This is a genomic window from Rossellomorea aquimaris (assembly GCF_020171925.1).
GTDB lineage: Bacteria > Bacillota > Bacilli > Bacillales > Bacillaceae_B > Rossellomorea > Rossellomorea aquimaris_F.
The window spans coordinates 295,008-306,768 of record NZ_JAIVAR010000001.1 but is presented as its reverse complement, the minus strand read 5'-3'; the positions used below and the strand labels follow the sequence as shown (position 1 = coordinate 306,768).

Annotated in this window: 12 protein-coding genes; 2 read left to right on the top strand and 10 right to left on the bottom strand. The window is 41.3% G+C overall.

What is annotated here, in order from left to right:
- The first annotated feature begins 42 nt into the window (after positions 1–42).
- Positions 43–471 carry a DUF2621 domain-containing protein gene (locus LCM10_RS01475; protein ID WP_224874055.1) on the top strand — a complete coding sequence of 143 codons (429 nt, stop codon included), beginning with the start codon at positions 43–45 and terminating at the stop codon, positions 469–471.
- 152 nt (positions 472–623) lie between these two features.
- Here the strand turns inward: LCM10_RS01475 and LCM10_RS01470 are convergent, their stop codons facing one another.
- The 3 genes from LCM10_RS01470 to LCM10_RS01460 all read right to left on the bottom strand — a co-directional run bounded on the left by LCM10_RS01470 (position 624) and on the right by LCM10_RS01460 (position 2,484).
- Positions 624–1,103 (bottom strand): CcdC family protein, encoded by a 480-nt coding sequence (locus LCM10_RS01470; RefSeq protein WP_224874054.1) that lies wholly within the window; start codon positions 1,101–1,103, stop codon positions 624–626.
- A gap of 108 nt (positions 1,104–1,211) precedes the next feature.
- Entirely contained in the window at positions 1,212–1,574 is a 363-nt protein-coding gene (locus LCM10_RS01465) for a response regulator (RefSeq protein WP_224874053.1), read from the bottom strand.
- Between the two features lie 202 nt (positions 1,575–1,776).
- A complete protein-coding gene (locus LCM10_RS01460) occupies positions 1,777–2,484 on the bottom strand; it encodes a cytochrome c biogenesis CcdA family protein (protein WP_224874052.1) in 708 nt (235 codons plus the stop codon).
- A 256-nt stretch (positions 2,485–2,740) separates the two neighbouring features.
- On the opposite strand from LCM10_RS01460, the gene LCM10_RS01455 reads away from it, so the two are divergent.
- Complete coding sequence (locus LCM10_RS01455) at positions 2,741–2,917, top strand: Spo0E family sporulation regulatory protein-aspartic acid phosphatase (RefSeq protein ID WP_224874051.1); 177 nt, start codon at positions 2,741–2,743, stop codon at positions 2,915–2,917.
- A 72-nt stretch (positions 2,918–2,989) separates the two neighbouring features.
- Here LCM10_RS01455 and LCM10_RS01450 read toward each other — a convergent pair whose 3' ends face one another.
- The 7 genes from LCM10_RS01450 to LCM10_RS01420 all read right to left on the bottom strand — a co-directional run bounded on the left by LCM10_RS01450 (position 2,990) and on the right by LCM10_RS01420 (position 11,720).
- Complete coding sequence (locus LCM10_RS01450; protein WP_224874050.1) at positions 2,990–4,798, bottom strand: ABC transporter ATP-binding protein; 1,809 nt, start codon at positions 4,796–4,798, stop codon at positions 2,990–2,992.
- Positions 4,780–6,552, bottom strand: coding sequence for an ABC transporter transmembrane domain-containing protein (locus LCM10_RS01445; protein ID WP_224874049.1), 1,773 nt, complete (start codon positions 6,550–6,552; stop codon positions 4,780–4,782). Before LCM10_RS01445 ends, LCM10_RS01450 begins: the two co-directional genes overlap by 19 nt.
- Before the next feature lie 126 nt (positions 6,553–6,678).
- Positions 6,679–7,803, bottom strand: coding sequence for a CamS family sex pheromone protein (locus LCM10_RS01440; protein WP_224874048.1), 1,125 nt, complete (start codon positions 7,801–7,803; stop codon positions 6,679–6,681).
- A 163-nt stretch (positions 7,804–7,966) separates the two neighbouring features.
- Positions 7,967–8,185 carry a YneF family protein gene (locus LCM10_RS01435; protein ID WP_224874047.1) on the bottom strand — a complete coding sequence of 73 codons (219 nt, stop codon included), beginning with the start codon at positions 8,183–8,185 and terminating at the stop codon, positions 7,967–7,969.
- Positions 8,186–8,269: 84 nt separating this feature from the next.
- The gene (gene sirA / locus LCM10_RS01430) at positions 8,270–8,707 is read right to left on the bottom strand and encodes a sporulation inhibitor of replication protein SirA (RefSeq protein ID WP_224874046.1); all 438 of its coding nucleotides are present in this window, start codon (positions 8,705–8,707) and stop codon (positions 8,270–8,272) included.
- A gap of 264 nt (positions 8,708–8,971) precedes the next feature.
- The gene (gene tkt, locus LCM10_RS01425; RefSeq protein WP_224874045.1) at positions 8,972–10,975 is read right to left on the bottom strand and encodes a transketolase; all 2,004 of its coding nucleotides are present in this window, start codon (positions 10,973–10,975) and stop codon (positions 8,972–8,974) included.
- A 511-nt stretch (positions 10,976–11,486) separates the two neighbouring features.
- Positions 11,487–11,720: a DUF896 domain-containing protein gene (locus LCM10_RS01420; RefSeq protein WP_224874044.1), complete on the bottom strand. Its 234-nt coding sequence runs from the start codon at positions 11,718–11,720 to the stop codon at positions 11,487–11,489.
- Positions 11,721–11,761: the final 41 nt, after the last annotated feature.

The following is an 11,761-nucleotide window of genomic DNA, read 5'->3' as shown; positions in this document are numbered from 1 at the left end:
GACAGCGTTCCACATAAGCGCTTAAATAAATGAGGTGAGAGTATGCAGCTTGAAGGCTGGTTTTTGTATTTCATCCTATTTTGGGTTGTATTTTTGGTGGCTTCCTTTGCCATTGGCGGCTTCTTTATGTTCAGGAAATTTTTGAAGAGGTTTCCTAAAGAAGATGGAAAGTCCGATATGGACTGGGAAGATTACTATGTCAATAAGACAATACATCTCTGGGACGACAATGAAAAGAAGATGCTTAACGAGTTGGTGAGTCCGGTTCCTGAATTGTTCAGGGATGTGGCAAAGCATAAAATAGCAGGCAAAATCGGAGAATTGGCACTTAACGAGAAGGCTCCCAGTATTTCACAGGAACTAGTGATTAAAGGGTATATCATGGCGACGCCGAAGCGTGATCATAAGTTCCTCCGCAAGAAACTGGATGAAATGCAAATTGATGTAGCACCTTTTGAACATTTATTCTAATTCCACATAAAAGGACGGAAGTACATGGGTTCCATTTTGGTGATACCATTCATTCTTTATTTCATCTTTACATTGACTGCCCTCTTCCTCTTTGTAAAGTGGAAGAAGACAAAGAAAAGGTAAACGAGGTCACTCGTTTACCTTTTCTTTTTTTATATGGAGTTTGTAGTCAGATCTTGATTTTCCTGATAAAGCTTTCGATATTGGACGTACATTGCAATGCGCCAAGGTACAATCATACCGAAGGCAAGGATCCAAAACATCCCGCTAAGTGCACCGTAGTCAATCGTCGTACTGAGTATGGACTTGGCCACGATCCTGATGAGTAGGAGACCGATCAGGATAAATGCAAACGCTTTGGAGCGTTTTAAATAAATATCATTGTCCCTTATTTCGAATTTAGATGTCTTGATCAGTAATAACGAAAATAACATCCCGACAGTGAGGGCTTCCAGCAGTTCCCCTAGCGTCACTCGAAAGATGGGAAATAGAAACATTAGGGCGCCTGTACTCATGAAGATCGGCGGCAAAATGATCTTTTTCGCGCTTACCGGCTTTTTCTGAGCCTTCATCCGGATAAATAAAACAAAAAATCCCATACATATTGCTATGATGGAAGAAGCAATCATCATAAACGATCATCCTTATCTTTCTTCTTGTATATCTATAGTATAGCTTATTTTGCGTGAAAACGAAAACAACAATAAGGAGGCTGAGAATCTCTCAGCCCCCATCTCCCTTTAAGAACCTAACACTCGTTTAATCGCATCTTCTACCCTTACGTCATCGAACGGTTTTACGATAAAGTCTTTCGCCCCGTTTTCAATAGCTTCAACGACGATTTTTTGCTGTCCCATTGCTGAACACATGATGACTTTGGCTTTAGGGTCTTCCTCCAGGATTCTCTTTACCGCTTCAATTCCGTTCATCTCAGGCATCGTTATGTCCATGGTAACCAGATCAGGTTGAAGTTCCGCATATTTTTCAACAGCTTCTGCGCCATTTTCTGCTTCACCTATCACAGTGTGGCCGCTTGTTGTTAGCATGTTTCCCAGTGTTATTCTCATAAACTTGGCATCATCCACTACTAGTATTGTTGCCATAGGTGGTTCCTCCTTATTACCGCTTCCGCTGTTTCTAATTTCTCATACTTTAGTCCTATCTATTTCTTACTATATCATTAATCTTCAAACAGTTTCAAATGATTCCATCTTATTTTCCGAAAAAAAAGATTTCTTTGAGAAGCTTCAAATCGAATAAGTCATTAAAAAAATCATCCCCAAAAGTAGGTAGAAGCCTATATCTCTAAAAACCTTGGAATCCTCCGAATATGGAAGTGAAATAGGATAGGATGACAGTCATCCAATCGAAGAAAAGCATAATACCGACTGCAATCATGATGTATCCGCCAATTTTGACGATTTTTGCACTGTTCTTTTTAACCCATTGCATTCTTCCGATGAAGAAAGAAAGAATGAAAAATGGAATCGCGAATCCTAGTACATACGCTGTCATGTATAATACACCGGATCCTGGATTCGTTGCCGCTAAAGCAAGCACAGAGGCAAGGATGGGGCCGGTACATGGTGTCCATCCCGCTGCAAATGCCATACCGATCAATACCGATCCAAGGTATCCGGATGGACGGTTCTTAAATTCAATACGGCGTTCTTTCATAAGCATCTCAGGTGTAAACACACCGATGACGACCAATCCGAAAACAACGATGAAAATGGCACCAAGCTGTCTGATCAAATCCTTATAATCGAGGAAGAATTCACCTACAAAGGAGGTGCCGAAGCCGATTGCAATGAATATGACTGAAAAGCCCAATAGAAAGAATATGGTATGTAGAAGGCTCCTTTTTTGCAGCATCGCATTGTCCGTTTTTAGTTCACTGACACTCATCCCTGTGATATAGGAAAGGAATGCAGGGTATAGAGGCAGACAGCAAGGGGAAATGAAACTTAAAAACCCCGCACCGAAAGCCAGGAATAGGTTGATATCTGCCATAGTCACAACTCCTGTTTTTAATAATATAATTCTATTCTAACAAACAATCGCCCATACTATGAGAATCTATTCTGTGAACGATTTGTGACCATTCAATTACAAATCACTTCACCTCTTTCCAAACGTGTTTCAAACACTTTAAAAAGTAATTTTAGCTTTGAAAAATCATCCTTTTTTCGTTATACTAATAAAAAGTTACAGTTATTACTAGTTTTGTATTCCTGATGTAAGGAACTACAAAAGAAAGGAAACAGCCGTGTCTAAACAAGAGCTTCTGGAACGTATTGAAAAAAAACGTGCTCAATTAATTGATATAGTAGCTAAAAATGGGCTCTCCTCACCAAAAGCCATTCAATACAGTCAAGAACTGGATTTATTATTGAATCGTTATCATACAAACTACAAAAATAAATATTCCACTCAAGTCAGTTGAAATAGACTGATCTTCCGGAATAAATAAAAAGCAAATAAAAAAGCAGACCAATCTGGCCTGCTTTTCTTTATTTCATGATATACCCTTTGAAACTTCTTCTTCCACACCTTCAACAAGGCCATTTTGCAATAAAAACATTTTATGATAGATTCCTTTTTGAGTGATCAGCTCTTGATGTGTCCCTCTCTCAACTACTTCGCCTTTATGAAGGACAAGGATGAGATCTGCATCCTGAATGGTGGATAATCGATGGGCGATGGCAATGGTGGTCCTCCCTTTCCTCATCTTGAATAGCGCTTCCTGGATCAATTCTTCCGTCTCTGTATCGATATTCGCCGTTGCTTCATCAAGTATGAGGATTTTAGGTTCTGTCGCGATGGTCCTTGCAAATGCGATCAACTGTCGCTGCCCGCTTGATAACGTGGCTCCCCTTTCTACCACTTTACTTGAATAACCATCCTCTAGTTGTTCAATAAAACCATTTGCCTGAACGAACTTTGCGGCTTCCATAACGTTTTCCATCGTCAAATTCTCGTTATGGAGCTTAATATTATCCTCGATCGTACCATAAAAAAGGAAAGGATCCTGAAGCACCAATCCCATCTTCTCTCTCAGCTCACTGATCGGATAGGATTTTATGGACTTCCCGTCAAGGAGGATCTCTCCTTTGGAGAACTCATAAAATCTCATCAGCAAATTGATGATCGAGCTCTTACCACTGCCGGTATGGCCTACAAGCGCCACTGTCTCACCAGGATTGGCTGTGAATGATATATTCTTCAGCACTTCTTTCTGTCCATCATAGGAGAAAGAAACATCCTTGAAGGTGATTTGCCCATCCTTGATCTCACTTTGGCTTTCATCAACTCCAGATTGTGATGGGCAAATGTCTTCCTCATCCAACAATGAAAACACTCTGGAAGAAGCGACGATTGCCTGCTGAAACATTGAAAGTCGCATCATGATTTGGTTGACTGGCTCAAAGAATCTGTCAAGATAATTAACAAAAGCATATAGGACCCCAATTTCAATGGGCTCACTGAAGGATGTTACACCAAAATAACTAAGGACCATGATGAGCGCCGCTACGTAGATGAGGTCTATTGCAGGCCTCAATAATAACCCATCCACTTTAATATTCTTCAGGCCAGCTGCGTAATGCTTCTCATTGATTTCTCCAAATTCTTCCCGCAATCGTTTTTCTTGCCGGAACGCTTGGATGATCGACATCCCTTGTAGTGATTCACTCAATTTCGCGTTTAGCTGGCTTAACCTTTCCCTCATATCCTGATAGAAGACCGAACTATACTTCCTGTAAAGTACCATGATATAAAAAATAAGGGGTAGTATAGCTAAACAGAATAGCGCAAGGACTGGATTCAAAATAAACATCGCAATAAAAATACCCGTTAGTAGAAATGCTCCTTGAATAAAGGAGACCATGACACTTACAAACATATCCTTTATTGCTTCCGTGTCATTTGTGACCCGTGAAACGATACTGCCGGCAGGGGTTCTATCGAAGTATCTCATCCCTAGGCTCTGCACCTTCGTGAACACTTCCACCCTCAGCTGTTGAATGATCATCAAAGCAATCTCCTGAAATTTCAATAGCTGGAAATAAGAGATCAATACATTCCCTATCTGAATGCATATATATGCCGAAGCCAAGGCTACAAGCGGCCCGTATGGAAATATCCTCGGTGTCAGATAATCATCAATGAATACTTTAATGATGATCGGTCCGAGAACATCACCGATTGTCGTGACCAATAACAGGAGGAAAGCAGTGAGTATTTTCTTTTTATGAGGCTTCGTGTATCTCATCAACCGAAAGAAAATGTCACGCTGCCCGTTTTTTGTCATTGAGGTGTTTTCCATTCCTCATCTCCCCCTCTCTCCACAAGATCCTCTAACTGCTGCCTTACATACATCTCCCTGTATTTCCCTTTCATACTCATTAAATCAGAGTGAGTCCCTCTTTCAATTATGTTCCCTTCATCCAATACAACAATAAGATCGGCATGTTGAATGGCACTTAATCTGTGTGCAGTGATGATGGTCGTTTTACCTGCTCTATTTTCCTTTAAGGACGATAGGATTGCTTCTTCCGTCTTGGCATCCACGGCAGACAAAGAATCGTCAAGGAGCAGCACTTCGGGGTCCATAAGGAGGGCCCTTGCAATTGAAATTCTTTGCTTCTGCCCACCGGATAATGAAACACCCCTTTCCCCAACGACTGTATCATATCCATCGGTGAATTCCCTGATATCATCATGGATGTGGGCAGCCTTTGCAGCATCCTCCACCCTGCTACTTGAAATCAAAGGATCCGTGAAGGCTATATTTTCATAAATAGTAGAAGAGAATAAGAAATGATCTTGTGGGACGTATCCAATTGATTGTCGTAACGACGAAAGCTTATATTCTTCAATTGACCGTGAACCAATTAGAATTTCTCCTTCATATCCATCGAATTCCCTCAATAGGAGACGTAAGACCGTGGTTTTTCCCGATCCTGTTTTTCCGACCAAGCCTATTGTACTGCCTTTACTAATTGTGAAGTGAATACTGTCCAGGGCTTTCTTATCCTCGCCAGGATAACGGAAAGATTCGATCTTATACTCAATGTCCCCTGACGGAAGCTCTTTCAGCTCATTGCCCATATCCCCAATCTCGACTTCTTCCTTTAACAAATCCGATACCCTGTCGTAGGAGGCCCTGCCTCTTTCCACGATGTTGAAGAGCCAGCCAAAAGCTAGCATCGGCCAAATCAGCAAACCAAGGTATGCGGTGAAAGAAATCAACTCACCGATTGTCAATTCTCCATTCACAACCATCCTGGAACCAAAGACGATGGATAGGAAAAAAGAGAGACCGACTATGATGGAAATGGTCGGATCGAATAAGGAGTCAACTCTCGCAACCGCAACGTTCTTATCCACAACATCCCTTGATTGTTCTGTAAACGCCTCAATATCCTCCTTTTCCTGCCCAAACGTCTTGATTACCTTAATTCCAGAAACGCTTTCCTGCGTCTTATCATTCAATGCAGAGAAGGCTTCCTGGGCCTTGTGGAATCGTTTATGGAGCAGAGTGCCATAGTAATTCGTCAACAGTGCCATGAACGGCATCGGAATCAAGGCAATCAATGTAAGCTTCCAACTGATCGTAAACGCCATGGCAACGATGACAAAACCTCCGGTTGCAAGAGAGTCAACCAACGTCAATACTCCGGAACCCGCCGTTTGCTGAATCGCCTGCAAATCATTCGTCGCATGAGCCATTAGATCCCCTACCCTTCTCTTTTGATAAAAGGACGGAGACATCTTTGTAAAATGGTGGTACAACCGGTTCCTCAGCAAGCGGGATAACTTAATGGCCGAACCAAAGATCATGATCCTCCAAACGAACCTGAGTCCGTACATCGAAAGAGCGGTGGCAATGAGAATGAGCATCCATTTCCAAAGCTGTCCTGATGTAAGTTGATTGCTCTTGATACCGTCGACGACAATCCCAACAATCTTTGGAGGAATCAACTGAAGAAATGCCACAAACAAAAGGATGATGATCCCAATTAAATAAGATTTTCTTTCTCGGATGAAAAACCACTTCAAATCTACAAACACTTTCATACTGTATCCCCCATGACCGAAATAAAAAGACTCTTTATTTTATCAAATTTTCCGAAAAGCAGGAATATTAATTTTCACTGAATAAAAGAAAAAGAGCAGCCAGTGAGTGCTGCTCTTCATCCTTCATCATTCATGAATTTCAACGAATGGTTCCTGATCCACTTCTTTTACAATCGTTGCTTTTAACCCTTTTGGGGTTTTCACATACAGATAAACTGGCATATGAGGGAAGTAATCAACGATTTCAGGCCCGATTGCCTGTGCAAATCCAATAAGCTCAGTTTCCTTGACCATACCAGTGTGGACATCAATCACAAGTTGATTCAAATTATCTTTTTTGTATAATGCTTTTCCTACAAATTCAATATCCTGGTGAGAAAAGAACTTAGAAACATAATCCTCCAAATCCCTGATGCGGTTTTGAAGATCCCTGTCTTTTTCCTCCCCTTCTTTGCTTGGGAAGTAGTAATATTTCTCATTGATTTCTGTCCATTTTTTAATTGATTTGTCGTTGTCATCCACATAACTGCTTATGAAATAATTACCTGGAACCACGCTATTGATGGGTTGTAATTTATAGATTGAAATGAATATCGGGACATTTTTCAACTCTTTTATGGAACGGACCCTGCTGACTACTTTTTTAGCCGCTTCTTTCCCATACTCCTCGAGTTTCTTGTCATCGATGACCTTTTCATCAAAATGCATCAAACCCTTAGAATCCTTTACACGTATGTAATCAATCTTATTCATGGCGAAACCAAGGGATATGCCTTTAATCTTCCCTTTGGAATCTACATAGTTCTGCTCATGTATATAGGCAAGGTACATCGGGTTCTGCTTCTCGCGCTCCAATCGTTCTTCCCAGCCCATGCCACTTTTTATCTCTAAAGCGGGATTAAGCCCTTCTTTATTTTCTTTTGATTTCCTTCCCAGCCAAGAACTAATATCCTTCAGGTACTGCCCTTCTTGATAGATCATATCTTCCGGAGAAAAATGATCCTTTGATAGTGACATCAGTCCTGTTTCAATTTCATCCATATCACTTCGATTGTTGATCATCATGGTAATCAGTCCCCGATTGACGGACTTCTTCTGTTTATTAATCTTATATGTCAGATATTCCCGCGCATCACTTGCAGCGCTATTCTGTATTTCAAGTGTCTCTTCATCCATCACTTCTTGAGGTTTGTTATTGCATCCTGATAACAGAACCAGAAATGACAATGATGCAATCATCCATTTTTTCATTGATCTCCCTCCGAACCTTATTCTATCACAAAATCCAATTCATACTGAATGATACAGATGAAGTTTTTTCTACGGGATCATTTCGGTTCTTTCTAACCAGTTCGCCATTTTCATGGAAGAATCAATAGAAAGAGCACTCAACCGGAGTGAGTGCTCTGACCTATTATTTCATATTCTTGTTCATTGCGTTCATCATTTGATTGATTTTCTTTTGTGATGGTTTTTGTCCCATCTGCATCATCATCATGCGAAGCATTTGTTCATTAATAGGCGGGTTTTTCTTTAAGTAGCTCATCATGTATTTACGAGCAATGAAAAATCCTAGTGCAACTCCTGCAAGTAATGCAATAACTGCGACTAGAATAACTAGCCAAGTTGACATGTTCTTACTTCCTCCTTCATGTTGTCCTTATAAAAGTGTACTAAATCAAGGAACATTATACAATATTTCTGTCATAATTTCTTATTAATATATAAATTTTCTTTGTTTAATAGGCTTCAGCCAGCCATACCGCTCATTATGAAGATCTATGGCAAGTAACTGCCCCATGTTCCTTCTTAATATTTCAAAGAAAACATATTCACAATCATGAGGTCCCCATGATTCGATTGAAATTGACTTTTCGTTCAGCAGCAGGGTCGCACCTGAATCTTCTCTTTCAATCCGCGCAGTCGTGTCGATCCATTTCGATCCATCAACCTTTGCCATTTCATGTTGCAAAAACCTTTGAGTAGGAAGATATGGGATGGGCTTGGTGATGAAGTCTACTTGTTTAGCGATGATCTTATGCATTTCTCCAGTACTTGATTCCCAATCTGAAAAAAGCCCAAAAAACATTCTTTCGCGTCCGTAGTAGTGGTTGGCAAATGGTTCTTCAATCCAATAGATTTGATAGTTTCTCACCTTTTTCTCCCCCCAACATTACCTTATATCAAGTATAAAGGGTTAGAGGACTTGTCCATGTCATAAATTGGAGAAAAAATGCACTAGTTTTGTCGAAGCTCATATTGAACCCTCCCTGTGGGGGTGACTCTTTTGTATTCCTACTGTTACAAGACCTTCTCAACATTCGAATGCAATGTATTTCACCTTGAACTTATGACGTGTAGAAAAAGGCCAGCTCCCTGCGGTCTTTGCCTGGGAGCTGGCCAGAGAATCATTCAAATCTTATTGAAGTAATGCTTTGATCCTTGAAACAACATTATCAGCAGTAAAGCCATATTCCTCAAGGACTTTATCTCCAGGAGCAGAGGCACCATATCCATTGATGGCTAAAATATCCCCTTCAGTCCCAACATAACGATCCCATCCAAGAGGTGATCCCATTTCAATTGCAAGGCGCTTCGTTACATTCTTCGGAAGGATTGAGTCCTTGTACTCTTTTGACTGCTTCTCGAAGCGATCCCACGAAGGCATGCTGATGACAGAAACACTGATGCCATCCTTCTCTAGAGCATTTTGAGCTTCAACGGCCAAGCTGACTTCGGAACCTGTTGCAAGCAATAACGCATCCGGTTGCTCTTTACCAGCAGGTGAAACAACATATGCACCCTTAGCCACACCGTTATAAGCCTTTTCAGCAGAACCCTTTAATGTAGGCAGATTCTGACGCGATAATACAAGCATGGTCGGTTGGTCTGTACTTTCCATGGAAAGCTTCCAAGCTGCCGCCACTTCATTTCCATCGGCTGGTCTGATGACACACAGGTTAGGCATCGCACGCAGTGAAGCCAATTGTTCAACAGGTTCATGCGTTGGACCATCTTCCCCAACAGCAATACTGTCATGTGTAAATACATATGTCACTGGTAGACCCATAAGGGCTGCCAGACGGATTGCCGGCCTTAGATAGTCGCTGAACACGAAGAACGTTCCGCCGAACACTTTCAAGCCACCGTGTAAAGCCATTCCATTCATCGCAGCACCCATACCGAATTCACGGACACCGAACCAGATGTTTCGGCCGTCATAGGATTCTGGAGTGAAATCAGCTTCTCCGCTGATCATTGTTTTATTAGAGCCTGCCAAGTCTGCAGATCCACCGATGAAAGAAGGGAGCTTCTTAGCAATTGCATTAAGTACTTCACCGGAAGAAGCCCTGCTTGCAAGTGAAGATCCTTCTTCATAAACAGGAATTTCACTATCCCAACCATCAGGCAGTTCGCCTTTGATTGCAGCTTCCAATTGAGCAGCGAGCTCAGGGTTCTCATCTTTATATTCCGCGAACAGGTTCGCCCAATCTTCTTCTTGCTTGGATCCATTTTTCTGGATTTTTTCTTCGAAACGGCTGTAAACTTCATCAGGAACATGGAAATCCTGCTCGAACGTCCATTTATATGCTTCTTTAGTAAGCTTCATTTCGTCTTCACCAAGCGGAGCACCATGAACAGCCGATTTACCTGATTTATTCGGAGCACCATATCCAATCACTGTTTTCACTTCAATCATGGTTGGACGATTTGTATCTGCTTGAGCTTCTTCGATTGCTTTTGAGATCTCTTCTAGGTCATTTCCATCTTCCACTCTGATATATTGCCATCCATAAGATTCAAAACGGCCCTTCACACTTTCAGAGAATGACTTATCCAAGTCTCCATCCAAGGAAATATCATTTGAATCATAAAGGACAACCAAACGGCCCAATTTAAGGTGAGCAGCCAAAGAAGCAGCTTCTGAAGAAACACCCTCCATCAAGTCTCCATCACCACAGATGGAGTATGTGAAGTGATCGACCATATTGTATTTCCCTTTATTGTAAGTTGCAGCCATATGCCTTTCTGCAAGCGCCATCCCGACTGCCATCGCGATTCCTTGGCCAAGTGGCCCCGTAGTCGCCTCTACACCAGGAGTGTGTCCATATTCAGGGTGTCCAGGAGTTTTGCTTCCCCATTGGCGAAACTCTTTCAAATCATCCATCGATACATCATAACCGGATAAATGAAGGAGGCTGTATAATAGCATGGAACCGTGACCGGCAGATAATACAAAGCGGTCCCTGTTGAACCAATCAGGATTCTTAGGATTATGGTTCATAAAGCGTGTCCATAGCGCATAAGCCATAGGAGCTGCACCCATAGGCATTCCTGGGTGACCTGAGTTCGCCTTTTCAATGGCATCCATCGATAATGTTCTTATTGTATTGACTGCTAATTGATCTGTGTTATCAAACATATGTAAGACATCCTTCCTTTTCAATCGTTCCTTATTAATATTAATCTTCTTCGGTAGTTTATACAACTAACTTGAATGATAACATGACTTTGTAAAGTTGAGAAATAAAAACGTCTAAGGAACCGGGTATTGACCTTTCATCATATGCCGCTTCCGCTGTTACACACAGCTTTTGTTTACCAAGCAAGCATAGACTTTACATATCGTTTATTGAATAATAAGTGAAGTAAGATTAATTACAGATTACAAGAGGCTGGGACATAACGAAAAACTCTATAAATAAAGGCGAACAATATCCGTTTCAGTTTTAATACCGCTAATGATGTCCGCGTAAGACTTCGCTTTCCACGGGAGACTTCGTCTTCCATTCCAATCAACCGCTATACAGAAGTAAAGTCTAATCGCACAGTTATTCAAATAAAAAACCCGGACTAATTTGCCTCTCAGCAGACAGATTAGTTCGGGTTTTACTTTGTCTGAAACACTTTTGTCCCAGCCTCTTTTTACTAAATTAGTGCATCTTGCGTTTAGTTTGGATCTCCCTGATTTTTTTAGGGGTCACTTCATTACCTGCAGAGTCAAAGATTCGGGTGTTTTCGATTGTTCCCTTCATCGATTGACGGAATGTTTCCAGGTATTCTTTACGAAGTTTGGTTTGTTCCTTCGCTTCACTTTCAGTCAAGCCAGTGGCTTTTGACTTTTTTGCAAGTTCATTTATTCGATCCATTTTCTTCTTGGAAAGCATGATAAAAACTCCTTTATAGCAATGATCCTTATACCGGCCTC

What these genes read in the sequence shown, in the direction of transcription:
- LCM10_RS01475 (WP_224874055.1), top strand. Translation starts at nt 43, where the DNA reads ATGCAGCTTGAAGGCTGGTTTTTGTATTTCATCCTATTTTGGGTTGTA.
- LCM10_RS01470 (WP_224874054.1), bottom strand. Translation starts at nt 1,103, where the DNA reads ATGATGATTGCTTCTTCCATCATAGCAATATGTATGGGATTTTTTGTT.
- LCM10_RS01465 (WP_224874053.1), bottom strand. Translation starts at nt 1,574, where the DNA reads ATGGCAACAATACTAGTAGTGGATGATGCCAAGTTTATGAGAATAACA.
- LCM10_RS01460 (WP_224874052.1), bottom strand. Translation starts at nt 2,484, where the DNA reads ATGGCAGATATCAACCTATTCCTGGCTTTCGGTGCGGGGTTTTTAAGT.
- LCM10_RS01450 (WP_224874050.1), bottom strand. Translation starts at nt 4,798, where the DNA reads ATGGAAAACACCTCAATGACAAAAAACGGGCAGCGTGACATTTTCTTT.
- LCM10_RS01445 (WP_224874049.1), bottom strand. Translation starts at nt 6,552, where the DNA reads ATGAAAGTGTTTGTAGATTTGAAGTGGTTTTTCATCCGAGAAAGAAAA.
- LCM10_RS01440 (WP_224874048.1), bottom strand. Translation starts at nt 7,803, where the DNA reads ATGAAAAAATGGATGATTGCATCATTGTCATTTCTGGTTCTGTTATCA.
- LCM10_RS01435 (WP_224874047.1), bottom strand. Translation starts at nt 8,185, where the DNA reads ATGTCAACTTGGCTAGTTATTCTAGTCGCAGTTATTGCATTACTTGCA.
- tkt (WP_224874045.1), bottom strand. Translation starts at nt 10,975, where the DNA reads ATGTTTGATAACACAGATCAATTAGCAGTCAATACAATAAGAACATTA.
- LCM10_RS01420 (WP_224874044.1), bottom strand. Translation starts at nt 11,720, where the DNA reads ATGCTTTCCAAGAAGAAAATGGATCGAATAAATGAACTTGCAAAAAAG.